Genomic DNA, 26,170 nt, shown 5'->3' on the forward strand with positions numbered 1-26,170 from the left:
GCGGCAGATGGCAGAGATTATCGAACTTGTTTTTTTGGGTATCGGCGTCGGCGCGCTGTCGGGCTTTTTCGGCATCGGCGGCGGGACGATCCTGGTCCCGGCACTGCTCTTTATCGGCTTTGACATGAAAAGCGCCGTCGGTATCTCCGTCGTCCAGATGGTCTTCAGCTCCATCTACGGCAGCTACCTGAACCTCAAAAAGGGGACCCTGGATGTGAAGATGGTTCTGGCCATCGGCATCGGGGGCGCCGTGGGTGCGCTGGGGAGCTCGTTTATTGTCAGCGCGCTTTCGGGGCGGACGCTCGAGTGGATCTTCATGGGCTTCGTCCTCTTTGCCCTGGGACGCCTCTTCTTCAAGACGGTCGAGCATGAGACGGAGATCAAAAAGGTCCATCCGGTGCTGCTCTTCGTCATCGGTCTGCTGCTGGGGGCCTTTTCCATCTCCATCGGGGTCGGGGGCTCCATCCTGCTCGTCCCCATCCTGGCAGGCTTCTTGCATGTGCCGCTCAAAAATGCCATCTCCGCCGGGCTCTTTTTTGTCGTCTTCTCCTCTATCTCCGGGCTCGTGAGCCTCTCGGCAGGGGGCTACGTCGACTATTACCACGGCGTCATCATCGGGATCGCATCGATGGCGGGTGTCTTCGGCGGGATCTGGCTCAAGCACGTCGTCCCCGTCAAACAGCACAAACTCCTGATGATCGCCTTCTACCTGGTGGTCATCGGCTATTTCTTCTACAGATTGGTGGTAAAGCATGGATAAGATCACGATCACGGGCGCGCGGGAGCACAACCTCAAGAATATCTCGCTCGAGGTACCGAAGAACAAGCTCGTCGTCTGTACGGGCCTTTCGGGTTCGGGCAAATCGACGCTCGCTTTCGATACCCTCTACGCCGAGGGGCAGCGCCGCTACATCGAGAGCCTCTCCAGCTACGCCCGCCAGTTCCTGGACCGCATCGGCAAGCCCGACGTCGACAAGATCGACGGCCTGACCCCCGCCATTGCCATCGACCAGAAGACGACCTCGAAGAACCCCCGTTCGACCGTCGGGACGATCACGGAGATCTACGACTACCTCCGCCTGCTCTTCGCGCGCATCGGCGTGCAGCACTGCCACCTCTGCGGCAAGGAGATCTCGCAGATGTCCGCCGCGGACATCATCGACCAGGTGCAGAAGCTCCCCGAAGGCTCCAAGGCCGTCATCCTCGCCCCGCTGATCCGCGAGAAGAAGGGGACCTTCGCCGACCTGATCGAGGGGCTGCGCCACAAAGGGTTCGTACGGGCGATGGTCGACGGCGTCATGGTGCGCCTTGACGAGGAGATCGAACTCTCCAAGACGAAGAAGCACACCATCAAGGTCGTGATCGACCGCGTCGTCATCAAGGAGGAGAACCGCGACCGCATCGCCCAGGACGTCGAAAAGGCGCTCAAGGAGAGCTACGGCGAGGTCGAGGTCGAGATCATGAACCATACCGAGATGGATCTGACCGCGAACATCATCCACTACAGCGAGCACAACGCCTGTTTCGACTGCAAGGTGAGCTTCGAACCGCTCGAGCCGCTCAGCTTCTCCTTCAACTCCCCCAAGGGGGCCTGTCCCGAGTGCGACGGGCTCGGCATCCGCTACGCCCTGGACCACGACAAGATCATCGACGGGGACCTCTCCATCGAGAAGGGCGCGGTCAAGATCGTCTACGGCTTCAACAAGGGGTACTACTTCACCTTCCTCAAAGGCTTCTGCGAGACCGAGGGGATCGACATCACCGTCCCGTTCCGCGACCTCGAGGAGCACCAGAAAAAGGCTATTTTGCACGGCAGCATCAACGAGGTGACCTTCAAGTGGAAGAACCACCCCGTCACGCGGATCTGGCCGGGGATCATCCGCATCGCCTACGACATGTTCAAGGACGAGAAGGATATCCAGGATTACATGAGCGAGAAGGTGTGCAACGTCTGCGGCGGCCACCGCCTTCGCCGCGAAAGCCTCGCCGTCGACGTGGCGGGCCAGAAGATCAGCGGCGTCATCTCGATGCCCATCGAGGATACCTACCGCTGGTTCACCGCCGAAGACACTTTCGCCTTCCTCGGGGAGCAGGACAGCATGATCGCCCAGCCCATCCTCAACGAGATCAAAGAGCGCCTCTTCTTCCTCTTCGACGTCGGCCTGGGCTATCTTACCCTCAGCCGCGACGCGCGGACCATCAGCGGGGGCGAAGCGCAGCGTATCCGGATCGCCAGCCAGATCGGCAGCGGCCTGACGGGGGTCATGTACGTCCTCGACGAACCCTCCATCGGCCTGCACGAGCGCGACACCCTCAAGCTCATCCGCACCCTGCGCTCCCTGCAGGAGAAGGGCAACACGGTCATCGTCGTCGAACACGACAAAGAGACGATCGAACATGCCGATTACATCATCGACATCGGTCCCGGGGCGGGGCAGTTCGGCGGTGAGGTCGTCTTCTCGGGGACCCTCAGCCAGCTCATGAAGGCAAAGACGGAGACGGCGGCCTACATGACGGGCAAGAAGAAGATCGAGTACTTCTACCGCCGCGAGCAGAAAGAGTGGATCGAGATCAAGAACGTCACCATCAACAACATCGTGGACCTCTCCGCCCGCATCCCGCTGCAGAACCTCGTCTGCGTCACCGGGGTGAGCGGCAGCGGCAAGAGCTCGCTCATCCTGCAGACCCTGCTGCCGACAGCGAGGGAGCTTCTCAACCGCGCGCGCAAGGTCCACACCGTCGCCGGCGTCGAGATCACGGGGCTGGAGCAGCTCGACAAGGTGATCTACCTCGACCAGAGCCCCATCGGCCGTACCCCGCGCTCGAACCCGGCAACCTATACGGGCCTCATGGACGAGATCCGCAACCTCTTTGCGAAAACGAAACTCTCCCAGATCCGCGGCTATACGGCCAGCCGCTACAGCTTCAACGTCAAGGGCGGCCGCTGCGAGAAGTGCCAGGGGGAAGGGGAGCTCAAGATCGAGATGCACTTCCTCCCCGACATCATGGTCAAATGCGACGCCTGTCACGGCAGCCGCTACAACCCGCAGACGCTGGAGATCGAGTACAAGGGCAAGTCCATCGCCGACGTCCTCAACATGAGCGTCCAGGAGGCGCTGACCTTCTTCGACGCCATCCCGAAGATCAAGGCGATCCTCAAGACGCTGCATGACGTGGGGCTGGGCTATATCACCCTGGGGCAGAACGCCGTCACCCTCTCGGGCGGGGAGGCGCAGCGCATCAAGCTCTCCAAGGAGCTCAGCCGCAAAGATACGGGCAACACCCTCTACATCCTCGACGAACCGACGACGGGACTCCACTTTGCCGACGTCGACCGCCTCACGCAGGTGCTGCACCACCTCGTCGAGCTGGGGAACTCCGTGCTCGTCATCGAGCACAACCTCGACATGGTCAAGAACGCCGACTACATCCTCGATATGGGCCCCGAGGGGGGCAGCAAGGGCGGCCGCATCATCGCCGTCGGCGATCCGGAAACGGTGGCAGCAAGGGCCGACGATACCGGAAGCTACACGGGCGAGTACCTGAAAAAGGAACTGGAAGGGACCAAGCGTTAAAGATAACGTGTTACGATAGCCGCAGCATGAAAGCGACGGAGGTGGCAAATGGCAGAGAGTGAAATGCCCTGCAGGAAGATCGCACTCGCGTTATCGGGCGGCGGCGTGCGCGCCGTGGCCCACCTCGGCGTCGTCGAGGTCCTGCAGCAGCAGGGCTATGAAATCGCCGCCATCGCGGGCAGCAGCGGCGGCGCACTCGCCGGGGTATTGCTCTGCGACGGACGTACTCCGCGGGAGGTCCTGGAGATCTACCGCGAACTCCGGCGTATCGACCTTGTGCGCCACTTCCGCCAGGGCGGGGTCTTCGCCCTCAAGGGGATCGAACGGCTGCTTTCCCATCACCTCTCAGTGACCGATCTCGAAGCACTCCAAATTCCCTGCATCATCGCCGCGACGGACCTGACGGCCGGAACGATCCGCTATTTCGACCGCGGCCCCGTTGCCAAACTGGCCGCGGCCTCCTCGTCGCTCATCCCCTTTTTCGCCCCGGTATCTTACGGGGGGATGCGCCTGGGCGACGGCGGCTTCATGGACAATATGCCGGTGCGCGCACTCAAAGATTTGGGTCTGCCCATCCTGGGCATCAACGTCAACGCCATTTTGCCGCAGGAGCCGAAAAACGTCATGCAGACGACCTACCGTGCCCTCATTCTGATGATGGCGGCGAACGTCGAGGCATCAAAGCATTTTGCCGATGCCTATTTGGAAGTACAGGGGTGTGCGGCGATGAACATCTTCGACACCACGAAACTCGACGAGGCCTTTGACGCGGGCCGGCGGGAGGCGGAAGTTGCGCTGGAAAAGGGGTTACTGGATCTTGCGTAGCAGGGCGTCAAGTCCCCGGGTGGGGAGGAGGCGTTTGAACAGGGCCAGCAGCTGTGTCGCCCCGGTAATGTGGTAGCGCGGGGCGGGTCGTTTGGCTTCCAGGGCCCTGATGACTTTTTCGATGACGGCGTCCGCATCGCGGGTGAAGCGGTCCTTCTCCTCTTTTTTCTGCTTGCGCTTGTAGACTTCCTCACCGTACACCTCCGCAAAACGGCTCTGCGCCGTGTCGACATTCTTCTCGAACATCTTGATGGCGTTGTCGCGGAACTTTGAGCGGATCGGCCCCGTGTTGAGAGTGACGACGTGGACGCCCGTACCCTCCAGCTCCAGGCGCAGGGTGTCGCAGAGCCCCTCGATGGCGTATTTGCTGGCGTTGTACGCCCCGCGGAAACGCAGTGAGACGAGCCCCAGTACGGAACTGTGCTGCAGGATGCGCCCGTACCCCTGCTTGAGCATGATGGGGATGACGCGGCGGGTCAGTTCGTGGAGTCCCAGGACGTTCGTCTCGAACTGTTCGCGCAGGGCGAACGTCGGTACGTCCTCGAGGGCGCCGGGCTGGCCGTACCCGGCGTTGTTGAAGAGGGCATAGAGGGTACCGCCCGTCTGCTCCAGCACCCACTTCAGGGCCGCGTCGATACTGTCGGGGTCGGTGACGTCGAGCTGGTGGGCGTTGAGCCCCTCTCCGATAAGCCGGAGGACATCGTCGGGGCGGCGCGCCGTGGCAAAGACGTCGTAACCCGCTCTGAAAAGCGCCAGGGCCGTTTCATGGCCGATGCCGCTGGAACAGCCGGTGATAAGGATCGATTTTTTCATGGCGCCATTATAGCCAGCCTCCGTAAAAGGGAGTGCATGGCGGGAAGGGGAATTAAGATAGAGTCAGGTGTAGTAGATAGAGTGGCAGTCGTAGCACTCGTATTTTCTTTTTTTGAAACGCAGGTATTTTTCGACAAACGTACGTTTGATCCGTTTGGCGTGTTCCGAACCGCATTGGGGGCAGACCCTCTTTTTGAACGCTTTCATCTTTTTCCTCTGGAAGGGATCATTTTCTCATTTTCGATCCATATTGCGGGATTCTAGCGCAGCCGTATTAAAATAATGTTACTATTTGCGCACAAAATTTGTTCAAATTTACGAATATACAAAAAGGTGATAATGCTTATCTGCCACTGTGATCTTCATTTTGAACTCCCCTATGCGCACTCCCTCAAAGGGCGGCGCAGCATCGTAAACGGCATCAAGGAGCGGCTGAAAGCCTTCAACGTCTCCGTGATGGACATCAGCGGCGAATACCCGAAAGAGGCCGACATCGCACTCATTTTCCTCTCGCCGACAGCCCGGACTGCGGCCCAGTACCGCGACGCCATTGAACAGATGCTCGAGCGCCACTTCCCCGAGCTTCACTACACCCTGGAGTATGAAGAGATTTAGAACTGCTATAATGGAAGCTAACAGATCACCAAAGGATACGACATGGCCGACAAACCGCTCTCCGAACTTGACGAACGCGAACCGGAGCTGGATGAATCCAGCGACTATGAAAAACCGCTCTCTTCCAACAAGCGCACCTGGATTCTCAGCGCGTTCGCCATCGCGATCATCGTTTACCTGCTCTACAACATCCTGATGTCTTCGTTCTAGGGAACCATGCTGACCATTTCCAACAACGTGAGCCTGGACGAGGATGAGATCGAGATCGAGTCCATCCGGGCCCAGGGCTCCGGCGGGCAGAAGGTCAACAAAACCTCCGCGGCCATCCACCTGCGCTTTGACATTACAGCATCGTCACTGCCCGAGTTTTACAAAGAGCGTCTGCTGGCCCTCAAGGACAGCCGTATAACGAAGGAGGGGATCGTCGTCATCAAGTCCCAGCAGCACCGCAGCCGTGAACAGAACAAAGAGGAGGCATTGGAGCGGCTCGTAGAGCTGATCAAAAGCGTCAACGTCTCCAAAAAGAAGCGCATTGCGACCAAACCGACGAAGGGCTCTGTCAAAAAAAGATTGCAGTCGAAAAAGAAACAGGGAGAAAAGAAAAAGCTGCGCGGCAAAGTCGCCGACTGAACTTCCATCATCGCGCCAATCGCATTCTATTTAAAAGCGCGGGAACAGGGAGTCTTTGAGTATGCCGCTCCCGCTTCACGCGGCAGCGGTGGGAGCCTAAGCGCTCCCGTGGGCGGTTGCTGGCCCAGGCGGTGCATACGGCGCACCCTTTAGTAAGATGCCGAACTCCCGAAGGGGCATATGACCTCATAGCTTGTCGCGAGCCGATCCAAGCGGCGCGACGGTTCCAATCTCTGGAGCGAGGTTGCCCGGCATCTTGTCTGTGAAAGGTAAAGCGCCCGCGGTCCCATGTGGTGGCGCTGCACTGTCATGCGCGCCGAGCTCTATTGGCTGCTTCGACCCGGCTTCACCTTTTACAGAAAAGCATCTTACTTCGTTTACCCGATCCTTCGTCGCGTTTCAGCCCATACCCCAACTCTGTATTAGGGGCGGCATCCTCTTGCGACGAGGGACCCAAAACCGCCAATAAATTCGTTTGATTCATTGGCTTCCTTTGCGGTACCTTTTTAAAGATCTTTCGTACGTACAAGAGTCATGATAACTCCTAAAAAATAAAAGCAAAATTAAATGGAGAAGGTCGTTTCGGGCGGAGATAAAAAGGTGATACGGGGTGGGAACGGGCACAATGTGCCCGCATAGGTATTACTCGGCGAGCTTGGGAAGCTCGTTGGAGAGGATCTCCAGGTTCGGCAGCATGATGATCTCGATGCGGCGGTTGAGCGCGCGCCCCTCCGGCGTTTCGTTGGTCGCTCGGGGGTGGAATTCGCCGAAGCCGGCGGCAGAGACGTTGTCGGCGGAGACGCCCTCGTCGATCATGAGGTGCACGACGCTGAGTGCGCGCGCGGTGGAGAGCTCCCAGTTGCTCGGGAAGCGCGCGCTCTTGATGGGGACGTTGTCCGTGTGCCCCTCGACCTGGAAGCGGCGGTCGGGGAAGGCGGCGAGGGCCTTGGCGATCTGCGCCAGCGCCTCCCGGCCCGCCTTGTTCACGGTCGCGCTGCCGCTGGCGAAGAGGACTTCATCGGGGAGGTTGATGACGATGCGTCCCTTCTCGATGGAGACGGTCAGCTGCCCGCCGTCGATCATCTTCTGCAGCTCCTTGACGAACTGCGCGTAGATCTCGTTACGCTTCTGCGTCTCGGCCTCGATCTGCTTCATGGTCTCAAGCTGTTCGCGGGAAGCCCCCAGCTCTTTGCGGGCCGCCTCGAGGTCCTGCTGAAGCTGCAGCTTGCGCATCTCCATCTCGCTCAGTTCGACGTTGTTGAACTCGATCTGCGACTTGCCCTTGGCGATCTCCTCGCGGTCCTTGGCGATCTGCGCCTGGTTGCGCACAATCTCGTCGCGCTGCTCCTTGATGGTCTGCTGCGCGGAACCGAGCTGCGTGCGGGTCTGGTTCAGCTCCTGCAGCGTCGCCTCGTGCGTACTCTTCATAACACAGCCGGAACTGAGCAACATTACTGCCGCCATCGCGGCCACCGGAATCAATTTCATAATGGGGACTCCTTTTGATTGGTCGAGGCATTATAACCGAAGAGGGGAAATGGCATCCGCAAATGGAAATGCCCCCTTCCTACGCCGTTCCAGGGTAGGATATGCTGTAAAAAAGGCAAAAAACAGTGCGGAAAATCGACCTTTGATGAAGAGAATACGAACAATGTAGCGTCATGTGGCGACAAAGCTATATATACTCAATAATAGCTTCGGTCCCCGAAGCGCATCAAATCGATAGGCAACCTGTCGTTAAGCGTGCCTTGAAAGCCGTTGCGGAGGCATAAAGCCGGGAGCAAAGAGGGATTCGCGCAACGACGATTTTCTTTGGTTTCGTTTCTTTGTAAAAAGAAAGGAAAAGGAAAAACTCTTTGCCACTTTTTTAGAAAAAGTAGCGTAAAAAGCGGCCTTTCGCAAATCGCTCATCTCTCCCGACTTTAGGCCTTCAGGGCGGCTTTCAAGGAGCGTTCAAGGCCAATTCTTGATTTCATTGAATGCGCTTCGGGTGACCGAAGCTAATAGGAAAGAAAGAGCTTCGACAAGTCGAAGCGCATTAGATAAATTTGAGCCTGTCGTTCTGCGCTCCTTGAAAGCCGTTGCGGAGGCATAAAGCCGGGAGCAGCGTGCGATTCGCAGAACGACGATTTTCTTTGGGTTCGTTTCTTTGTAAAAAGAAAGGAATGAAGGGAAGATTTCCTTGCCACTTTTTTAGAAAAAGTAGCGCAAAAAGCGGCCTTTCGCGAATCGCTCGCCCTTCTCGGCTTTAGGCCTTCAGGGCGGCTTTCAAGGAGCGCTCAAGGCCAAGCCCCAATTGTTTGGACGCGCTTCGACGTGTCGAAGCTAATATGAAAATACAAAGCTTCAGCCCCTGAAGCGCGTTAATCAATAGGCAGAAGCTCGGCTTGGTTTTCCTAAAACTTAATATAACATATGTAGTTATATTACGATAGAATTATTGCATGAAAAAGCTCCAGGAACTCTACAAAAGTGATAAGCCCCGCGAAAAACTGCTGGCAAAAGGTCCCTCTGCCCTCAAAGCGTACGAGCTGATGGCGGTGCTGCTCGGCAGCAGGGTGCCGGGCAAGGATGTGCTGCAGCTCTCCAAAGAGATCGTGGGGCTCTTTGACACCTCGTTCGAGAGGCTGACGCTCGACGATCTGACCTCCGTCCACGGCATGGGTGAAGCAAAAGCCGCGCAGATCCTCGCTGCCGTCGAGCTCTCCCGGCGCTATCTCATCAAGCAGCACGTCAAAATAACGTCGGCCGTGGATGTCTACGAACTGCTGCGCGAATACGGTTCCAAAAAGCAGGAGTATTTCATTGCCCTGGCCCTGGATGGGGCCTCGCATCTTATCGAGAAGCGTGTCGTCTCCATCGGGACCCTCAACCAGTCCCTCGTGCACCCCCGCGAGGTCTTCGCGGATGCCGTCGCGGACAGGGCAGCGGGGATCATCATTGCCCACAACCACCCCGGCGGCCAGCTCGTCCCGAGCAGGGAAGATGTCGCAGTCACCCGGCGTCTCAGGGAGGCGGGAACATTGCTGGGAATAGAGCTGCTGGATCATGTCATTTTGACCAGGGACGGATTTCTCAGTCTGCGGGAGGAGGGGGTGTTGTGATCAATCTAAATATATCCAATAAGATATTTTTTATACCCTATAAGGCATAATTGTGGAATGGAAAGTAGAGTTTTACACGGATGAGAAGGGCGCTAAACCGGTAAAAGAGTGGATGCTGGGATTGGAAGCGAGTGCCCGTTCTGCCCTGATGCGCAATGTGGATTTGCTGGAACGTATGGGCCTGGGCATACGCGAGCCCTATGTGAAGTATTTGGAAGAGAAACTCTACGAAGTCAGGGCGAAAGACCGCAGTGGCATTTACCGGGTTATTTATTTTGCCCACACGGGAAAACGGTTCGTCCTTTTACACGGGTTTGTCAAAAAGACGCAGAAGACACCCCGAAAAGAGATTGAGATTGCGAAGCAACGGATGAGGGAGATGATGAAATGAGTGAATTTCAAGATTTTTTGAAAGAGCAGTTGAAAGATGAAAAGTTCAAAGCAGAGTGGGACAGGCTGGAGCTGCGCTACAGGGTCATTGAGCAGATTCTGAAACTCCGCATCAAGTATGACCTGACGCAGAAGCAGTTTGCGGAAAAGGTCGGAACGACACAGGCCGTCATCTCCCGCATCGAAAACGGCAATGTTAACATCGGGATTGACTTTCTGGATCGTGTGGCCAAGGCGTTTGGGAAAAAAGTCGAAGTGAAGCTGATATGAGCACAATGCCGGACCCCAGACAAAGAAAGAACATACGCTTCGGATTGAGCGTCGCCATCGTGCTGAAACAGGACCAGGACACAGGTAGACTGACAGACGGCATCGTCCGTGACATCCTCACCAAAAGCGCCACGCACCCGCACGGCATCAAAGTGCGCCTGATGAGCGGCGAAGTAGGGCGGGTGAAGGAGATTTATTGATTACCACCAATAAAGTTGGTTCCTGAATATTCTTTTGTTAGCTGCTATTGTAGTTAATGGAAAGAAGCTACTTTTCACAAAATTATCATCGTGATAACGGATAAGAGACAATGGCGATAGGGAAATGCAAGGAACAAATAAACTATGATGGGAACGTAAAACTTCTAAACATGTAGAAAAATTTTTAGAACAAAGAGAATAAGAACAATAAAATATTTTTTATTGTTTTAACACTGTTTAGATATGCTTATTCCACATTATTGAAGAAATTGGACAATCGTAGGAAATTTGATGGAAATCATAGATAATATAAATCAACTATTTGGAGATAATCTCAAAAAAAATATTACGAAAAATTCAAAACTCAAAATTGCAGCATCTTGTTTTTCCATTTACGCCTTTGAAGCCCTTAAAAAAGAACTTGAAAAAATTGATTCATTAGAATTTATCTTTACATCTCCCACTTTTGTTCCTAACGAAGCTATAGACAATATAAAAAAAGAGCGTCGGGAGTTTTTTATCCCAAAATCTGAACGGGAACGAAGCTTCTACGGTAGTGAGTTTGAGATCCAGCTCAAGAATAAGCTGACACAACGTGCAATTGCCAAAGAGTGTGCCGAATGGATCAAACGTAAAGCAACATTTCGATCAAACCATACATCTGCTCCTATGCAACAATTTGCGTGTGTCAGTTCCGAAGCGGCTACTGTTGTCTATAACCCTTTAAATGGGTTTACTGCAGTCGACTTGGGGTACCAACAAGGCAATGCGGTTTCTAATTTTGTCAATCGCTTTGATGAAAGTGCAATGACACAAACCTATCTAAACTTGTTTGAGCAGATATGGAGTGATAGAGAAAAGCTTGATGACGTCACTCAAAGACTGGTCGACCACATTTCGACGGTTTATAAAGAAAATTCTCCTGAACATATCTATTTTTCAATGCTCTACAACATCTTCAACGAGTTTTTGGAGGATCTCAATGAAGATGTACTCCCGAATGATCGAACAGGCTTTAGGGACACATTGGTTTGGAAGAAGCTCTACAACTTTCAAGCTGATGCGGCCACAGGAATTATCAATAAATTGGAGACATACAACGGGTGTATTCTTGCAGATAGTGTTGGCCTTGGTAAAACATTCACCGCATTGGCAGTGATCAAGTATTACGAGCTACGTAATAAGTCTGTTTTGGTGCTATGTCCGAAAAAGCTCGCGGAGAACTGGCTAAACTATAGTACGAATTTAAGAACCAATATCTTTGCCAAAGACCGCTTCAATTATGACGTGCTCAATCACACGGACCTTTCTCGTACATCAGGTTACTCTCATGGAACCGATCTATCACGGATCAATTGGGGGAATTATGACCTTGTCGTCATCGACGAGTCCCACAACTTCCGTAACAGTGAGGTTTTCAAAGGAAAAGAGACCCGATATCAAAAGTTGATGAACTCCATCATCAAATCCGGTGTGAAAACAAAAGTTTTGATGCTCTCTGCAACTCCCGTCAATAACCGTTTTACCGATTTAAAAAATCAGTTGGCTTTGGCATACGAGGGTGAAGAGAATCAGTTGAATGAGAAACTCAATACCAGTAAAGATATAGATGTTATCTTTCGTAGGGCCCAAGAGGTTTTTAACGCCTGGTCAAAATTCCCTGCAGAAAAACGTACCGCAGAAGCCATTCTCAGTGCATTGGATTTCGATTTTTTTGAATTGCTTGACAGTGTCACGATTGCAAGATCACGAAAGCATATTCAGACGTTTTATGACACCTCAGATATTGGGAAGTTCCCTACGCGTCGTAAACCGATCTCTTTTCATCCACAACTGACAAACAGAAGTGACGTTATTGGCTTTAATGGGATTTTCTCTGAACTTTCCTTACTCAAACTCTCCGTTTATGCACCTATTAGCTACATCTTGCCAAGTCGGATTGAAAAGTATGAAGCTATGTATGATACCGAGCTACAAGGAGGCAGGAGTCGCTTCCGTCAAGCAGACCGCGAAAAGAGTTTGGTTGCCTTGATGACGACCAACTTACTTAAACGCCTTGAGAGCTCCGTGCACGCTTTTCGGCTGACCCTTCAAAAGCTAAAAGAAAATCATGCAGAACTACTATCGCAGATCAGTCGTTATGAACGCGGTGACAAGACAACCAGAATTGGGGATATTCCTGCAGGGTTTGAAAATGCAGATATGGATGATGAAGAACAAACTGGAATGAACGATAGCCTCATTGGTAAGAAAATCAAAATCAGTCTAGATGATATGGATGTACCTTCTTGGAAAGCAGACTTAAAAGCCGATCTTTTCATCATTGACCGTTTATTACTAGAGATGGATAAAGTCACGCCGGATGATGATTTCAAGCTCCAGCATCTACAAGAGCACATTGATCAAAAAGTCAAGAACCCTATCAATGCAGGCAATAAGAAAGTCATTATTTTTACCGCATTTGCCGATACGGCGGATTATCTCTATGATCAACTCTCGCCTCACTTTTTGAGAGTGCACAATCTGCATACGGGGAAAGTGACAGGATCAAGTGCACCTGCAACGACGCTTAACAAGCATTACGATTTTCAAGGGATATTGACGCTTTTCTCACCTTTTTCAAAAGAGAAGGCAGTCGTCTTCCCCAATGAAACGAATGAATTGGACATCTTGATCGGTACCGACTGTATATCCGAAGGACAAAATCTTCAAGACTGCGACTATTTGATCAATTACGATATCCACTGGAATCCTGTGCGTATCATCCAACGTTTTGGGCGGGTAGATCGTATCGGCTCGAGAAACAGCTCCATTCAATTGGTCAACTACTGGCCGGATATCACCCTTGATGAGTATATCAATCTCAAAGAGCGTGTGGAAAACCGAATGATGATCGCTGATGTTACGGCAACAGGCGACGATAACGTACTCAGTGCCAAGGCTAATGACATCTCTTATCGCAAAGAGCAACTACGACGACTTCAAGAAGAAGTTATAGAGATGGAAGACCTCAAAACAGGGGTGTCAATTACAGATCTTGGACTCAACGACTTCCGTATGGACCTGCTCAATTACGTCAAAACCCACGGCGATTTGAGAAGCTTGCCAACAGGCCTTCATGCAGTAGTTCCTTCTAATAGAGAACTGGGACTCTTGCCGGGTGTCATCTTTACACTCTATAACCGTAACCAAAACGTCAACATCAATCAACAAAACCGCCTACACCCCTACTACTTAGTCTACATCGGTAATGATGGCGAGATTATCGCGGACCATACGCAAGTCAAACAGCTTCTTGATTTGGCAAGAGCAGCGTGCAAAGGCCAAAGTGAACCGATTCACCAAGCGTATGAAGCCTTTAATGATGTAACGCAGGACGGACGGGATATGAACTACTACTCCGATCTTCTTGATCAGGCGATAAGTTCCATGATCGATGTACAAGAGGAGAAGGATATCGATTCTCTCTTTGGCGGAGGAAAAACATCAGCGTTGACCAGCAGGATTGAAGGTTTGGATGATTTTGAACTAATCAATTTCATCGTTGTCCAGGATGTTGAATAATGCTGTATGAGTACCCCATGCAAGCCTATTTTGGACGGGTGATTCCAAAAAGCAAGATATACGAGCACGGTAGTGTTAATACGGCGATGAGAGAGAAGTTTATTGCACAAATCGACAAGATCATTTGGAGTTATAAACTGGCCCCGGAAACGATCAACTTGGCTGCTTCAGAGAGCGTGCCCGAGATTCAGGTGTTTGATGTTTTTCTGAAAGCCAATGAACTGGGCGAAGATGTTTTAAGAGTCCTTGACAAAGCGATACCGTTCCCCATTATCTACCAAATCCATAGAAATGATCAAGTCAAAGTGAAAGCCGCGTACAAGCGGCCAAGTGAGTCGGATAAAAGAAAATGGGTGATTGAATCGTATTTCGAGAGTGAATGGCTTGACTCAGAAGATCCGAAAATTAAGCTTCCGGTAGCATTGAACTTAATAAAGCTGTATGAGCAGATGATCCAGTTTTTGATGCCGATCGACATTAGAGATCAACCGAATCAGGGGTCTCTCAAAGATCAAGTCGATAAAATTCAGCTCATTAAAGCCAAAGAGCGAGAGTATGAAAAGCTCAAGGCTAAACGTGATAAGGAACAGCAATTCAATCGCAAAGCAGAATTGAACTCCCAACTAAAACTTATCAAAAAAGAACTTGACGAATTAAGACAATAAAAGGATGGATATGTTAAAACCCGATATGAAATCACCAGATTTGACTGCACAAAACATCGAAAAAATCGCCGAACTATTTCCGGACTGCCTAACCGAGATAAAAGACGAACAAGGCAACATTGTCAAAGGTATTGACTTTGACGTTTTAAGGCAAGAACTCAGTTCTTGTATTGTCGAAGGACCAAAGGAACGCTACCAGATAAACTGGCCGGGGAAGAAGGAGGCGCTGGTACAGGCAAACACTCCTATCACCAAAACCCTGCGCCCCTGTCGCGAGGAGAGTGTGGACTTCGACACGACCAAAAACCTCTTCATCGAAGGGGATAATCTCGAAGCGTTGAAACTACTGCAGGAAAGCTACATGGGCAAGGTCAAGATGATCTACATCGACCCGCCCTACAACACGGGTAAAGACTTTGTGTACAAAGATACCTTCACGATGGATAAAGAGGAATATGAACTGGAAAGCGGCCAGAAAGATGAAGAGGGTGGTCGTTTGGTGGCCAATACTGAGGCCAATGGACGTTTCCACTCCGACTGGCTGAGTATGATGTATTCACGTTTAAAATTGGCTCGAAACTTATTGACTGATGATGGAATTGTTGTCATATCAATTGATGAAAATGAACATAGTAATATTGAGAAACTAGGAAAAGATATTTTTGGAGAAGGGAATTTTTGTGGTGACATTGTTTGGAAGAATAGTAGCAAGAATGACCAAAAATACATTTCAATACAACATGAGTACTTTGTTGTTTTTGTAAAAAACAAACAGTTTAATCCTGGCGAGTGGGTTGAGAAAAAAAGTGGTCTTGATCTAATATATCAAGCTTTTAATGGTTTTAAAAAGGAATTTAAAAATGACTGGGATGCAATTCACGCAGCTGCACTAGAATGGTATAAAAAATTTCCTGCGTCCAATCCTATTACGGATAGTAAACATTATAGCTGGATGGATGAGCGTGGCGTTTATTTTCCAGACAATATCTCAGGGCCGAACGATGGCCAATACGTTTATGATGTGCTGCATCCAGTTACAGGTCAACCATGTAAACTTCCTTCAACTGGATGGCGATATCCTGAGAAAAAAATGCTAGAACGAATTGCTGAAAATAGAGTTCATTTTGGTAAAGATCATACGACAGTACCTAACAATAAGACATATTTAAAAGATACGGAATATCAGAGTTTGACTAGTATGAAGTTTGTGGATGGACGTTCTGCTTCAAAAAGGCTACAAAGCCTTTTTGGAGAAAAGGTTTTTACAAATCCAAAAGATGAATTATTGTTAAAAGATCTTTTTAAAGCAATGGGCATTAAAGAAAATGATATTGTTTTGGATTTTTTTGCTGGTTCAGCTTCAACGATGCATGCTATCTTTGAATTAAATCAAGAACAGGAGAGCGCATGTAGTGCCATACTTGTTCAATTACCTGAAGATTTGTATGAAATATTAAGAACAGCACAAGGATCCGCTAAAAAAGTTACAAAAAACGCGATTGATTATTTAAAACGTAAAAAACTGCCAGAAAGTGTCAGTGAAATTGGGAAAGAAAGAATTCGCCTAGTTGGTAAGAAGCTAGAAAATAGATGGACAGGCGATATCGGCTTCCGCGTGCTCAAAATCGACTCATCCAACATGAAAGATGTCTACTACACTCCGAATGAAATGGACAGATCACTGTTGGCCGGACAAGTCGAAAACATCAAAGAAGACCGTACATCCGAAGACCTGCTGTTCCAGGTGCTTTTGGACTGGGGTGTGGACCTGATGCTGCCCATCACGCGCGAAGAGATCCAGGGCAAAACCGTCTACTTCGTCGACGAAGACACCCTCGCCGCCTGTTTTGACGACGGCATCGACGAAGCGTTCGTCAAAGAGTTGGCTAAGCGCAACGCAATGCGGGTGGTGTTCAAAGAGAACGGCTTTAAAGCCGATGACGTCAAAAGCAATGTCGAGCAGATCTTCACCCAGCTGGCACCTGCCACGGAAGTACGAGCGATCTGACTATGGCTGAGATGAAGATCAGATTTAAAAAGCAGCCCTATCAGACCCATGCGGTAGAGTCTGTCGTAGAGTGTTTCAAAGGGCAGCTGAAAAGCGCCGGCCTGCAGTATCGGGTTGACCCGGGCAAGCGAGAGTTGCAAAAAGGGCAGCAGACCAGCCTGGAGGATTTTGCCGAAGAGACTCCCGGTTTCAAAAACAGCGAGCTTTCCATCACCCCGCTGCAATTGCTGCAAAACATCCAGGAAGTTCAGCGGAACCAGAACCTTCCGGCATCCGAACAGCTTGTCAAAACTTCCGTATGTGACGTCAATCTTGACGTAGAGATGGAGACGGGGACGGGTAAAACCTACGTCTACACGAAAACCATGTTTGAACTTCACCGCCGGTATGGCTGGAACAAGTTCATTATCGTCGTGCCCAGTATCGCCATCCGCGAAGGCGTCTACCAGTCTATGGAGCTGACAAAAGAGCATTTCCTACAGGAGTACGGCACCCAGGCGAAGACATTCATCTACAATTCAAAAGACCCGCATGAGCTTGAAAGCTTTGCCACGGATGCGGGGATTAACGTGATGATTATCAATGTCCAGGCCTTTAACGCCACTGGTAAAGACGCGCGCCGCATCTACGAGGAGTTAGATGGTTTCGGTTCTCGTCGTCCTATCGATGTGATCAAAGCCAACCGCCCCATCCTCATCATCGATGAGCCACAGAAGATTGAAGGTGATGCCAAAAAGGAGACGAAGAGCTTCCAGTCGCTAAAAGAGTTTAACCCTCTCTTCATTCTGCGCTACTCGGCGACTTTCAGAAAGACCCACAACAAAGTGCACCGGCTCGATGCGCTGGATGCCTACAACCAGAAACTGGTCAAGAAGATTGCCGTACGCGGCATCTCCGTCAAAGGTCTCAGCGGGACCAATGCCTACCTCTACCTTCAGTCCATCGAGATATCGGCCAGTAAACCGCCGGTTGCACGCCTGGAGCTGGAGGTCAAACGCCAAAGCGGCATCAAGCGTGAAATGCGCAAGATCGCCAAAGGTGACAACCTCTTTGACAAATCCGAAGGGCTGGAGCAGTACCGGGGCTTCGTCGTTTCGGACATCGATGCGGCCAAAGATATCATCTACTTCACCAACGGCGTCGAACTTCAGGCTGGTGAAGCGACCGGCGATGTCAATGAAGCGACGCTAAGACGTATCCAGATCAAAGAGACCATCAAAGCACACCTGGAGAAAGAGCAGGAACTCTACTACAAAGGAGTCAAAGTCCTCAGTCTCTTTTTCATCGACGAAGTAGCCAAATACCGGGTTTACGGCGAAGATGGTGAGAAGGAGAGCGGAGAGTACGCCAAGATCTTCGAAGAGGAGTACGCCAACGCTCTCAATGAAATCGGTACGTTGCACCTTCCGGAGTACCGGGAATACCTCGCAAAAATTGATGTGAACAGAACCCATGAAGGGTACTTTTCCATTGACAAAAAGTCCAAACAACTTGTCGATCCGAAGATCCAGGCGCGGGGTGAAGCGGCAGGACAGGCAGACGACGTGGATGCGTACGACCTGATTCTTAAAAACAAAAAGCGTCTGCTTTCTCTCGATGAGCCGGTGCGCTTTATTTTCTCTCACTCGGCACTCCGCGAAGGCTGGGACAACCCGAACGTTTTCGTCATCTGTACACTCAAACACAGCGACAATACCATCTCCCGCCGCCAGGAAGTGGGACGGGGTATGCGCATCAGTGTTGACAAACACGGTGAGCGTATGGACGACCCTGCCACGGTGCACCAGACCAACGTATTGACCGTCATCGCCAATGAAAGCTATAAAGATTTTGTCTCGGGCCTGCAAAAAGATATCAGCGAGTCACTCTCCGAACGACCGAGAGTCGCCGACGAGGAGTACTTTACCGGCAAGGTTCTCAATACCGCCGAAGGGAAAATCAACGTCGACGCCAAAATGGCCAAGCTGATCTACCGCTACCTGGTCAAAAATGACTATACTGACGATAACGACAACATTACCAGCATCTATCACGATGCAAAAAGAGAAGAACAGCTGGCTGCGCTGCCTGACGAGCTGAAGCCTTACGAGCAAGAAGTGTTTGCCCTGATCGATACCGTATTCAGTGATGCGATGCTGCCGGATATCACTGACGGTCGAAAAGAGAAGACAAACCACCGCAACGACAACTTCAAGAAAAAAGAGTTCCAAAAACTTTGGAGCAGGATGAATCGAAAAGCTGTCTACACGGTTCACTTCAAAAGTGACGAGCTGGTTCAGAAGTGCATCAACGCACTCGACAAAGAGCTGCATGTCAAAGCGCTCACCTATGTCATTGAACGGGGTGGTCAGAAAGACGCAGTCACTTACGACGAGATGAAAAGCGGCAGCGGTTTCGAGACGGCCAACCACGACACTGTTAAAGACACTTCTTCCATCCGTTCCGCCGTCAAATACGATCTTATCGGCAAACTGGCAAGCGATACCAAGCTCACCCGGCAGAGTATCGGCAAAATCCTCCAGGGCATCCATGAGGGAACCTTCAACCAGTACCGGACAAATCCCGAAGATTTCATCCACAGTGCCGCCCGGTTGATCAACGAGCAAAAAGCGACCACGGTGATCGAGCATCTTAGCTACGACCCGATTAACCAGCACTACGAAGTCGAAGAGATTTTTACGGAAAATCAGTCCGGTATCGACTTCAGCAGAGCCAAAAAAGTCAATAATCATATTTACGACTTCGTGATAACAGACTCGAAAACGGAGGCTACCTTTGCCGAGCAACTTGACACGAGCAATGAGGTGGTTGTCTACGCCAAACTGCCCAAAAGCTTCTTCATCCCGACTCCGGTCGGGCACTATAACCCGGACTGGGCGATTGCTTTCAAAGAAGGCAGCGTCAAGCACGTCTATTTTATAGCGGAGACGAAAGGTTCAATGTCATCTATGGAACTCAGAAAAGTCGAAGAAGTTCGGATCGAATGTGCCAGGAAGTTCTTTAAAACCATTACCTCCGAGCAGGTTAAATACGATGTCGTTGATAGCTACGAAAAGCTTATGCAGTTAGTTGAATAAGTATTTGAAACAAAATGGGATTCCGATTTGGGGCTGCTCCCGGTTCCCATCATGTCGAGGAACCAGGCAACTCTGATTTTTAATTGTGCAGATAATCGTGATTCAGATGAGTCAGTGCGGCGTCCCATGCGTTGATGGCTTTTGGCGGGGCTTTGCGGTCCAGAACCTGTTTCATGCCTTTGAGCAGCGCTTCGAAGATGAGTTCGAACTGTTCAGGCGTTGCGGTGGGATACATGGCTTTGAATTTTTCTGCGTACGTCTTCATTTTTTCGGGGCGGTCGATAAAGCTGGTCAGTGCAATGACGGCAAAGCTGAATTGCTGGGGCATATTGGCTTTGGCCCCCTGGAACAGTACCTTCAGTTCCGGGTGCTCTGTCAGCAGGATTTTAAACGTCTGCTCGGTAATGGCATGGATGTTCTCGGCCACCTTGGGCGCGCTTTTTTGCAGGTTATCGTAATGCTCTTCCGGGATCATGATGCTCCTTTTAGTTACTGATGAGCAATTCTTATTCCAACCATTGCGTATTTCGATCTTTATGGCATACTGCTAGACAAACGAATTCCTAGGACCAACTATGCATATTTCAAAACTTTTAATGACCTCTTCTTTAGCCATAGTGCTTACGACCCAGACCCTCAATGCCGGGCTGTTTGACTCCATCATCGAAACGGTGACAAAAACGACTTCGGGCGAGACGCAGACGAAGGATGTCTCCGGGCTTTCTGTTACAGACATCGACGGCGGGCTGCGCGAGGCGCTCAACAAGGGTGTCAAACAGGCCATTGAACAGTTGGGGAAGGAGAACGGTTTCCTTGGGAACAACCTGGTGAAGATCCCCGTGCCCGAGAAGCTGATGATGGTCGAGAAGGGGCTGCGCAAGGCGGGGATGGGCAAGTATGCCGACGACTTCGTCACGGCGATGAACCGCGCGGCGGAGAAGGCGGTGCCGGAGACGGCGAAGATCTTTGCCGATACCATCTCCGCAATGAGCATCGAGGATGCGAAAAAGATCCTCACCGGTCCGGACAACGCGGCGACGGAGTATTTCCGCGAGCACTCCGGCCCGGCGCTGCAGGCGGCGATTTTGCCTATCGTCCAGCAGTACACACAGGAGACCGAGGTGACGCAGTACTACAAGACAATGGTCGATACCTACGACAGTTACGGCGCGCCGGTGCTGGAGCAGACGGGGGTAACGAAGCTCCTTGGGTCGCTGTCGGGTGAAACGAATGCGACGACGTACGACCCGCGCGACCTCGACGGCTACATCACGGCCAAGGGAGTAGACGGCCTCTTTACGGTCATTGCCGAAGAGGAGAAAGCGATCCGCACCGACCCCGCGGCGCGGACGACGGAGCTGCTGCAGAAGGTTTTCGGCAACTGAGGGTGGGGGTAGAACGGTTATTGTAATAGGAGAATCAAAAAAAGGTTCTCTACAGTGCAAAACAAAAAGCGCCCCAAAGTCGTTCTACTCAAAGGCAACGGTCCCATCATCATCAACAGCGAAATGATGGAGCTTATTACGATCACACTCTCCCACGGGCTCGTCGGCCTTCCGCTGGAGGAGCTGCGCGCCGAGAAGGTTATCATTGTCAAGGATATGGAGACCTTCTGGGAGGTCCATAAGAAGGTCAAAGAGAAGCCGGCCTGTTTCGTCTACAGTTACGATGAACTGGACGAAGAGGATATCAAACGGATCAAGTCGGAGAGCATCAGTTACCTATAGGAGAAGAAAGAACCAGTGAGTCCCCGCGTCGAGATATTCAGAGGCAACGACCTCACGCTTCCCGCCTCGGAGGTCAACGTCGTCATCGACGTCGTGCGGGCCTTTACCGTGGCACATTACGCCTTTTTGCGGGGTGCGGCCGAAATGCTCCTCGTCCCCGACGTTGACACGGCCTTAACTGTGCGGAATCAAAGGCCGGAGGTACTGCTGGCCGGCGAGATCGGCGGCCTCCCCATCGATGGGTTCGACCTCGACAACTCCCCCGTCCGTTTCGCCTCTGCCGATCTGGAAGGGCGGACGATCGTGCAGAAGACAACGAACGGCGTCAAGGCGGCGCTGCACTCGCTGGGGGCTCCTATGGTGCTGCTGACGGGCTTCTCCAACGCCGAAGCGACGGCGTTGTACCTCAAGGCGCATTACGGCGACAGCGATGCGAAAATAAACCTCGTCGCTTCGCACCCCACGGGGGACGAGGATTTCGCCTGCGCGGAGTATATCCGTTCGCAGCTCCTGGGGGAGACGATGCATGCCGATGAGGTCCGGCGGCGCATCTACGGCTGCGAGACGGTCGTGAAGTTCCTCGATCCCGCCCGCCCCGAGTTCAATGCCGAAGACATCGACTACTGTGCCGCCTGCCTGCCGCCCGAGTTCGTCATGGCCGTCCGGCAGGATGGGCGGTGGCCCGTAGTGCGGAAGGTGATGTTGTAGGCCCCGCCAGGGCAGGGTGTGGCGCCTGGTGACAGGGCCGAACGGATGCTCCGGCCGCTGTGTTCTTACCGTGCCTCCTTTACGATAAAATATCCTATTGTAGAAGGAGATGCATGTTCAATTTTGAAGAGCTTTTCGGCTTGATCGACGTCGGGATCACCGTATTTGAACCGATAGCGCAGGGCGATGACTTCAAGGTCGTCTACATCAATGAAAAAGGGAAGACCCTCTGCCACTTTGAGAAGGGAGAGGCCGTTGCCGAAGCGTTGTCCACACTCTTCCCGGTCAATGCGACCCGCCCCCTGATCGATTTCTTCAAAGAGGTCTACCGCACGGGCAAACCGCAGGAGATCACCCTGGTCCCCTGTTTCGGGCAGACCAGTCTCTGGCAGGAGGGGTATCTCTACCGGCTCTCCAGCGGGCACATCGTTTCGCGCTGCATGGGCGTGCAGGAGGAGCGCGCCAGGGAGATCATGGCCCCGAACGAGCGCCTCACCTTCAGAACGATCCTCGATACGGCGCCCATCGGGATCTGGTCCCAGGATGCGACCGGGCGGCTGCAGTTCGTCAACAAGGCCTTCTGCGACGCCATCGGCATCAGCGAGGAGCGTTTTCTCTCCGTACCCCATTATGAATCGCTCTATCCCCCGGAAGTCGCGCAGAGCTGTATGTGCTCGGATGCCGCGGCCCTAGAGCAGGGCGAACCCCATCTGAGCTATGAGAAGATCCCTTTTACCGACGGCAGAGTGCATGACGTCCTGATCGTCAAAACACGTGTCGAGGATGAATCGCACGGCGTCATGGGCCTGGTCGGTATCAGCCTCGATATGACCGAAAAGCTCGAAGCGGAGCGGAAGCTCGAAGCGATCAACCGGACCCTCGAGGCGCGGATCTCGGAGGAGATCGAGGCGAGCCGCCAGAAGGACAACATGCTCTACCAGCAGAACAAGTTCGCCGCGATGGGGGAGATGATCAGCAACATCGCCCACCAGTGGCGGCAGCCTCTGAACACCCTCGGGCTGCTGATGACCGATATGTCGGTCAAGATGATGATGAACAGAGGCAAAGCGCTTGAGAGCGATTTTGAACTCTTCCAGTCCAACTGCAGCGAGATCATCCAGTACCTCTCCGATACCATCGACGACTTCCGTTTTTACTACCAGGAGAAGAACGGCGACAACACCTTTTGCATGAAAGACCTGGAAACATCGCTGCAGAATCTTGTCAAAAGCTCCATTATGGGCAACCGCATCCGCTATGAGACCGATCTTGAAAATATCCGGATCGGCGGATACCTGAACAACCTCAAACAGGCGCTGATCAACCTCTATTCAAACGCGGCCAACGCCATCAAGAACAACGGGGTCGAAGCGGGTGTCATCCGGTGCCGGGGGGCTATGGAGGGAAGCGACTATGTCATCGAGGTCTGTGACAACGGCGGCGGCATCGGCAACACGATCATCGACAAGGTGTTCGACCCCTATTTTACGACCAGGCACAAAAGCCAGGGGACCGGGCTGGGGCTCTACATGACGAAGCAGATCATCGAGCAGAAGTTCAACGGGTCGATCGCGGTGACAAATGACGAACAGGGTGCCCGCTTTACGATCCGCATCCCCACAGCCGCGGGAGCATGCTGATCTTCTCCTTCTCTTGTCGGTTTACATTCATTTACGCCGCGGATACACGGGTTTGAGAAATCTGACGTATAATGGTCCTATTAAACCGGGAGGGAGAAGATGAAAAACTATTCACTGCAACTGCGCGTCTGGCACTGGGCCAACGCCGTCGTCGTTTTGGGACTGCTGGGGACCTTTTTCCTGCGCAAGACCTTTCTGAGCTGGCATACGAATTCGCAGATCCTGCTGGACAAGCTGGCCGGGTTCGGCATCACGGTGACGACGGACCAGGCGGCCGCCCTTGCCAAGGCGGTCCGCGCGCCGATGTGGGAGTGGCACATCATCCTCGGCTACGTTTTCGCCGGCCTCGTCCTGTGGCGGCTGGTGATGATTGTCAAAGAGGGGTTCGGCTACGCGCCGGAGAATAGCCACATGGCGTGGGTCTATAGAGGCTACAAGGTGATCTATGCCGTGATGGCGTTTATGGCCGTCAGCGGGCTGGTCATCCACTTTTACAAGGATATCGGTCTGGCCAAGGACATTGCGGGGTCCGTCAAAGAGCTGCACGAACTTGTCGCCTGGGCCATTGTCGCCTTTGTCGCCCTGCATATCGTCGGGGTCTTCGTCGCCGACAACCGCGACCAGAAGGGGATCACCTCGAAGATGATCTCGGGCTGAGTCCGGCCCCTAGGCGCAGTGCGTTTCCAAAAAGCGCAGCAGTGCGCTGTTGAACGCCTCGGGGTTCTCGAGGTTGCTCAGGTGCCCCGCACCCTCGATGATGACGAGTTCGGCATGCGGGAGGGCGTTGTGCATGTAGACGGAGGCTTCGGGCGGGGCGATCCTGTCCGCTTCGCCGACGAGGATAAGGACGGGGAGGGTAAGCTGGAAAAGCTTGCTGCAGGTTTCGTCGCGTTCGCGCATGGCGCGCAGGGAGCGGACGAGGGTGTGCGGGGGCGTTGAGATGATCATCTCCCTGACCGCATCCACCGTCCCGGGCTGCTGTTCAAAGGTCTGTTCGGCCAGGAGTTTGCCCAGCAGCCCCTCGGCAAAGGGGGCGACGCCGTCCGTTTCGATGGCATGGATGGCCCCCAGCCGCTTTGCACGTCCCTCGTCCGTATCGGCCGCGCACTGCGTGTCGCAAAGCACGAGGGCGTGGAAACGTTCGGGATGCTCCTGCGCCGCTTTCAGGGCGACGTACCCGCCCATGGAGAGGGCGCAGAGTATCGCCTTGTCGATCCGGAGGGCGTCCATCAGTGAGAGCAGGTCCTGGACGAAAAGGGGGATGGAGAAGGGCTCCTCGCCGCTTTCGCTCTCCCCGTGCCCCCGCAGATCGTAGGCGATGACGCGGCAGTGTTCCCGGCATGCTTCCATCTGCCGTTTCCACATGGAACGGTTGAGGGGAAAACCGTGCAGAAAGATCAGTGCGGGTTTGTCGATGGGCCCCAGGTCGTCATAGCTGATTTCGATACCGTTGACCGTCGTTGTCATAGGAACTCCTTTTCGCACGCCGTTTTCTATATTCTAGCAGAAACTTCGCCTTCTTTCATAATAAATATTTATACTGTATTTGTGCCCGTTGTTGCATCTTTTCTGCTGAGCGCTGCCGGTGGTGTTATAATGGAACAGCGTGTGGAGAGGGGCGAAACGGGAGCGGTTCGTCAAAGGAGAAGAGGATGAAAACGCTGTGCAAGATCAGGCTCGGCCCGGATGAAAAGCCGGATAAAAGTCTCCGGAAACTGCTGGCATCGCCGAAATACTACTGCCGTAAGTGTCTGCGGGCGGCGGCGGAGAAGGGTGCGCTCTGCAAGCCGGAGAAGCTGTGAGCTCCGTTGCTGCGGAGGTGTGCTTCAAAGGTGTGCCGTCAGGCGGTCGATAATGGCGGTGAAGGATTGCGTCAGCAGCGCCGTATTATCGGCGGTCAGGACGGGGACATGGAGAAAGAGACAGTGGTGTGCTCCCGCGGTACCCTGCACCCGCTCCAGGCAGCGGTAGTAGAGGGTGTTGCAGACGAAGTCCCCGGCGTCGTCACTGAGGGCCGTCAGCGCCAGCCCGTCGGCGAGGCGGGAAAGATTGAGGTCGCTGTGCAGGACGCTTCCTTCCAGGAGAGCCTGCGTTTCCAGCTCGAGCCGGCTGCGCGTTTCGGCCATGCCGCAGCAGAGCAGCACCTTCGGCCGCAACCGCTCGAAGGCGTCCAGCACCATCCGGGGAGCAAGCTCAGGGTCGACGGGGAGATGGCGCAGGTAGTCGCAGGCGCCGCCTCTGGCATCGATGAAATGCTGCAGCAGGTCATCCGAGGCGTTGGAGGTATGGTGCGGCAGCCAGGGGGCGAAGGTGGTGATCAGTATGCTTTTTCTCATGGTCTGTTTGCAGCCTGTGTCGT

Annotated in this window: 26 protein-coding genes; 20 read left to right on the top strand and 6 right to left on the bottom strand. The window is 52.8% G+C overall.

The window, feature by feature from the left end:
- Positions 1-7: 7 nt before the first annotated feature.
- From WCX18_RS05510 to WCX18_RS05520, 3 genes are read left to right on the top strand one after another with little or no spacing between them, the layout of a single operon-like run.
- Positions 8-760 (top strand): sulfite exporter TauE/SafE family protein, encoded by a 753-nt coding sequence (locus tag WCX18_RS05510; RefSeq protein WP_345990427.1) that lies wholly within the window; start codon positions 8-10, stop codon positions 758-760.
- Positions 753-3,575 carry an excinuclease ABC subunit UvrA gene (gene uvrA / locus WCX18_RS05515; RefSeq protein WP_345990429.1) on the top strand — a complete coding sequence of 941 codons (2,823 nt, stop codon included), beginning with the start codon at positions 753-755 and terminating at the stop codon, positions 3,573-3,575. Before WCX18_RS05510 ends, uvrA begins: the two co-directional genes overlap by 8 nt.
- A gap of 48 nt (positions 3,576-3,623) precedes the next feature.
- Entirely contained in the window at positions 3,624-4,400 is a 777-nt protein-coding gene (locus tag WCX18_RS05520; protein ID WP_345990431.1) for a patatin-like phospholipase family protein, read from the top strand.
- Here the strand turns inward: WCX18_RS05520 and WCX18_RS05525 are convergent.
- Positions 4,383-5,213, bottom strand: coding sequence for an SDR family NAD(P)-dependent oxidoreductase (locus tag WCX18_RS05525; RefSeq protein WP_345990433.1), 831 nt, complete (start codon positions 5,211-5,213; stop codon positions 4,383-4,385). The genes WCX18_RS05520 and WCX18_RS05525 overlap by 18 nt on opposite strands.
- Positions 5,214-5,276: 63 nt before the next feature.
- Positions 5,277-5,420 carry a hypothetical protein gene (locus tag WCX18_RS05530; RefSeq protein WP_345990435.1) on the bottom strand — a complete coding sequence of 48 codons (144 nt, stop codon included), beginning with the start codon at positions 5,418-5,420 and terminating at the stop codon, positions 5,277-5,279.
- Between the two features lie 132 nt (positions 5,421-5,552).
- Here WCX18_RS05530 and WCX18_RS05535 point away from each other — a divergent pair, with 132 nt between their 5' ends.
- The 3 genes from WCX18_RS05535 to arfB are packed head-to-tail and all read left to right on the top strand — an operon-like array spanning position 5,553 to position 6,458.
- A complete protein-coding gene (locus tag WCX18_RS05535; RefSeq protein WP_345990770.1) occupies positions 5,553-5,828 on the top strand; it encodes a DUF503 domain-containing protein in 276 nt (91 codons plus the stop codon).
- Between the two features lie 42 nt (positions 5,829-5,870).
- On the top strand, positions 5,871-6,038 hold the full coding sequence (locus tag WCX18_RS05540; protein ID WP_231021079.1) for a hypothetical protein: 168 nt from the start codon (positions 5,871-5,873) through the stop codon (positions 6,036-6,038).
- Positions 6,039-6,044: 6 nt separating this feature from the next.
- The gene (gene arfB, locus WCX18_RS05545; RefSeq protein ID WP_345990437.1) at positions 6,045-6,458 is read left to right on the top strand and encodes an alternative ribosome rescue aminoacyl-tRNA hydrolase ArfB; all 414 of its coding nucleotides are present in this window, start codon (positions 6,045-6,047) and stop codon (positions 6,456-6,458) included.
- Between the two features lie 642 nt (positions 6,459-7,100).
- Here the strand turns inward: arfB and WCX18_RS05550 are convergent.
- Entirely contained in the window at positions 7,101-7,946 is an 846-nt protein-coding gene (locus WCX18_RS05550; protein ID WP_345990439.1) for an OmpA family protein, read from the bottom strand.
- Between the two features lie 956 nt (positions 7,947-8,902).
- Here WCX18_RS05550 and radC point away from each other — a divergent pair.
- From radC to WCX18_RS05590, 8 genes are all read left to right on the top strand, one after another.
- Positions 8,903-9,562, top strand: a complete 660-nt coding sequence (gene radC, locus WCX18_RS05555; RefSeq protein ID WP_345990441.1) for a DNA repair protein RadC — start codon at positions 8,903-8,905, stop codon at positions 9,560-9,562.
- 52 nt (positions 9,563-9,614) lie between these two features.
- Complete coding sequence (locus WCX18_RS05560) at positions 9,615-9,953, top strand: type II toxin-antitoxin system RelE/ParE family toxin (protein ID WP_231021083.1); 339 nt, start codon at positions 9,615-9,617, stop codon at positions 9,951-9,953.
- Entirely contained in the window at positions 9,950-10,222 is a 273-nt protein-coding gene (locus WCX18_RS05565) for a helix-turn-helix transcriptional regulator (RefSeq protein WP_345990443.1), read from the top strand. The genes WCX18_RS05560 and WCX18_RS05565 overlap by 4 nt, the downstream gene beginning before the upstream one ends.
- Before the next feature lie 5 nt (positions 10,223-10,227).
- On the top strand, positions 10,228-10,422 hold the full coding sequence (locus WCX18_RS05570; protein ID WP_231021224.1) for a YwbE family protein: 195 nt from the start codon (positions 10,228-10,230) through the stop codon (positions 10,420-10,422).
- Between the two features lie 291 nt (positions 10,423-10,713).
- Positions 10,714-13,986, top strand: coding sequence for a helicase-related protein (locus WCX18_RS05575; protein ID WP_345990444.1), 3,273 nt, complete (start codon positions 10,714-10,716; stop codon positions 13,984-13,986).
- A gap of 17 nt (positions 13,987-14,003) precedes the next feature.
- Positions 14,004-14,651, top strand: coding sequence for a DUF4391 domain-containing protein (locus WCX18_RS05580; RefSeq protein ID WP_345990446.1), 648 nt, complete (start codon positions 14,004-14,006; stop codon positions 14,649-14,651).
- Positions 14,652-14,661: 10 nt separating this feature from the next.
- Positions 14,662-16,659 carry a site-specific DNA-methyltransferase gene (locus WCX18_RS05585; RefSeq protein WP_345990448.1) on the top strand — a complete coding sequence of 666 codons (1,998 nt, stop codon included), beginning with the start codon at positions 14,662-14,664 and terminating at the stop codon, positions 16,657-16,659.
- An 11-nt stretch (positions 16,660-16,670) separates the two neighbouring features.
- Positions 16,671-19,736 carry a DEAD/DEAH box helicase family protein gene (locus WCX18_RS05590; RefSeq protein ID WP_345990450.1) on the top strand — a complete coding sequence of 1,022 codons (3,066 nt, stop codon included), beginning with the start codon at positions 16,671-16,673 and terminating at the stop codon, positions 19,734-19,736.
- Between the two features lie 79 nt (positions 19,737-19,815).
- Here the strand turns inward: WCX18_RS05590 and WCX18_RS05595 are convergent, their stop codons facing one another.
- Positions 19,816-20,211 carry a globin domain-containing protein gene (locus tag WCX18_RS05595; protein ID WP_345990452.1) on the bottom strand — a complete coding sequence of 132 codons (396 nt, stop codon included), beginning with the start codon at positions 20,209-20,211 and terminating at the stop codon, positions 19,816-19,818.
- 121 nt (positions 20,212-20,332) lie between these two features.
- On the opposite strand from WCX18_RS05595, the gene WCX18_RS05600 reads away from it, so the two are divergent.
- The 5 genes from WCX18_RS05600 to WCX18_RS05620 all read left to right on the top strand — a co-directional run bounded on the left by WCX18_RS05600 (position 20,333) and on the right by WCX18_RS05620 (position 24,468).
- A complete protein-coding gene (locus WCX18_RS05600) occupies positions 20,333-21,121 on the top strand; it encodes a DUF4197 domain-containing protein (RefSeq protein WP_345990454.1) in 789 nt (262 codons plus the stop codon).
- Between the two features lie 54 nt (positions 21,122-21,175).
- On the top strand, positions 21,176-21,463 hold the full coding sequence (locus tag WCX18_RS05605) for a hypothetical protein (protein WP_345990456.1): 288 nt from the start codon (positions 21,176-21,178) through the stop codon (positions 21,461-21,463).
- A 15-nt stretch (positions 21,464-21,478) separates the two neighbouring features.
- Positions 21,479-22,171, top strand: coding sequence for a 2-phosphosulfolactate phosphatase (locus WCX18_RS05610; RefSeq protein ID WP_345990457.1), 693 nt, complete (start codon positions 21,479-21,481; stop codon positions 22,169-22,171).
- A 113-nt stretch (positions 22,172-22,284) separates the two neighbouring features.
- Positions 22,285-23,811, top strand: a complete 1,527-nt coding sequence (locus WCX18_RS05615) for a PAS domain-containing sensor histidine kinase (protein ID WP_345990459.1) — start codon at positions 22,285-22,287, stop codon at positions 23,809-23,811.
- Between the two features lie 99 nt (positions 23,812-23,910).
- On the top strand, positions 23,911-24,468 hold the full coding sequence (locus WCX18_RS05620) for a cytochrome b/b6 domain-containing protein (RefSeq protein ID WP_345990461.1): 558 nt from the start codon (positions 23,911-23,913) through the stop codon (positions 24,466-24,468).
- A 9-nt stretch (positions 24,469-24,477) separates the two neighbouring features.
- On the opposite strand, the gene WCX18_RS05625 is transcribed toward WCX18_RS05620, so the two are convergent.
- Positions 24,478-25,278 (bottom strand): alpha/beta fold hydrolase, encoded by an 801-nt coding sequence (locus WCX18_RS05625; protein WP_345990462.1) that lies wholly within the window; start codon positions 25,276-25,278, stop codon positions 24,478-24,480.
- Positions 25,279-25,463: 185 nt separating this feature from the next.
- Here WCX18_RS05625 and WCX18_RS05630 point away from each other — a divergent pair, with 185 nt between their 5' ends.
- Positions 25,464-25,613 (top strand): hypothetical protein, encoded by a 150-nt coding sequence (locus tag WCX18_RS05630; protein ID WP_345986632.1) that lies wholly within the window; start codon positions 25,464-25,466, stop codon positions 25,611-25,613.
- 24 nt (positions 25,614-25,637) lie between these two features.
- Here WCX18_RS05630 and WCX18_RS05635 read toward each other — a convergent pair whose 3' ends face one another.
- A complete protein-coding gene (locus WCX18_RS05635) occupies positions 25,638-26,147 on the bottom strand; it encodes a peptidase C15 (protein ID WP_345990464.1) in 510 nt (169 codons plus the stop codon).
- Between the last annotated feature and the right edge of the window lie 23 nt (positions 26,148-26,170).

It is taken from the genome of Sulfurimonas sp. HSL1-2, assembly GCF_039645565.1.
GTDB classification, from domain to species: Bacteria; Campylobacterota; Campylobacteria; order Campylobacterales; family Sulfurimonadaceae; genus Thiomicrolovo; species Thiomicrolovo zhangzhouensis.

Coding starts and splice junctions, on each gene's coding strand:
- WCX18_RS05630 (WP_345986632.1), top strand. CDS start 25,464: ATGAAAACGCTGTGCAAGATCAGGCTCGGCCCGGATGAAAAGCCGGAT.
- WCX18_RS05570 (WP_231021224.1), top strand. CDS start 10,228: ATGCCGGACCCCAGACAAAGAAAGAACATACGCTTCGGATTGAGCGTC.
- WCX18_RS05575 (WP_345990444.1), top strand. CDS start 10,714: ATGGAAATCATAGATAATATAAATCAACTATTTGGAGATAATCTCAAA.
- WCX18_RS05595 (WP_345990452.1), bottom strand. CDS start 20,211: ATGATCCCGGAAGAGCATTACGATAACCTGCAAAAAAGCGCGCCCAAG.
- WCX18_RS05600 (WP_345990454.1), top strand. CDS start 20,333: ATGACCTCTTCTTTAGCCATAGTGCTTACGACCCAGACCCTCAATGCC.
- arfB (WP_345990437.1), top strand. CDS start 6,045: ATGCTGACCATTTCCAACAACGTGAGCCTGGACGAGGATGAGATCGAG.
- WCX18_RS05585 (WP_345990448.1), top strand. CDS start 14,662: ATGTTAAAACCCGATATGAAATCACCAGATTTGACTGCACAAAACATC.
- WCX18_RS05635 (WP_345990464.1), bottom strand. CDS start 26,147: ATGAGAAAAAGCATACTGATCACCACCTTCGCCCCCTGGCTGCCGCAC.
- WCX18_RS05615 (WP_345990459.1), top strand. CDS start 22,285: ATGTTCAATTTTGAAGAGCTTTTCGGCTTGATCGACGTCGGGATCACC.
- WCX18_RS05520 (WP_345990431.1), top strand. CDS start 3,624: ATGGCAGAGAGTGAAATGCCCTGCAGGAAGATCGCACTCGCGTTATCG.
- WCX18_RS05530 (WP_345990435.1), bottom strand. CDS start 5,420: ATGAAAGCGTTCAAAAAGAGGGTCTGCCCCCAATGCGGTTCGGAACAC.
- WCX18_RS05625 (WP_345990462.1), bottom strand. CDS start 25,278: ATGACAACGACGGTCAACGGTATCGAAATCAGCTATGACGACCTGGGG.
- WCX18_RS05565 (WP_345990443.1), top strand. CDS start 9,950: ATGAGTGAATTTCAAGATTTTTTGAAAGAGCAGTTGAAAGATGAAAAG.
- WCX18_RS05540 (WP_231021079.1), top strand. CDS start 5,871: ATGGCCGACAAACCGCTCTCCGAACTTGACGAACGCGAACCGGAGCTG.
- WCX18_RS05550 (WP_345990439.1), bottom strand. CDS start 7,946: ATGAAATTGATTCCGGTGGCCGCGATGGCGGCAGTAATGTTGCTCAGT.
- WCX18_RS05590 (WP_345990450.1), top strand. CDS start 16,671: ATGAAGATCAGATTTAAAAAGCAGCCCTATCAGACCCATGCGGTAGAG.
- radC (WP_345990441.1), top strand. CDS start 8,903: ATGAAAAAGCTCCAGGAACTCTACAAAAGTGATAAGCCCCGCGAAAAA.
- WCX18_RS05525 (WP_345990433.1), bottom strand. CDS start 5,213: ATGAAAAAATCGATCCTTATCACCGGCTGTTCCAGCGGCATCGGCCAT.
- WCX18_RS05580 (WP_345990446.1), top strand. CDS start 14,004: ATGCAAGCCTATTTTGGACGGGTGATTCCAAAAAGCAAGATATACGAG.
- WCX18_RS05510 (WP_345990427.1), top strand. CDS start 8: ATGGCAGAGATTATCGAACTTGTTTTTTTGGGTATCGGCGTCGGCGCG.
- WCX18_RS05620 (WP_345990461.1), top strand. CDS start 23,911: ATGAAAAACTATTCACTGCAACTGCGCGTCTGGCACTGGGCCAACGCC.
- uvrA (WP_345990429.1), top strand. CDS start 753: ATGGATAAGATCACGATCACGGGCGCGCGGGAGCACAACCTCAAGAAT.
- WCX18_RS05535 (WP_345990770.1), top strand. CDS start 5,553: ATGCTTATCTGCCACTGTGATCTTCATTTTGAACTCCCCTATGCGCAC.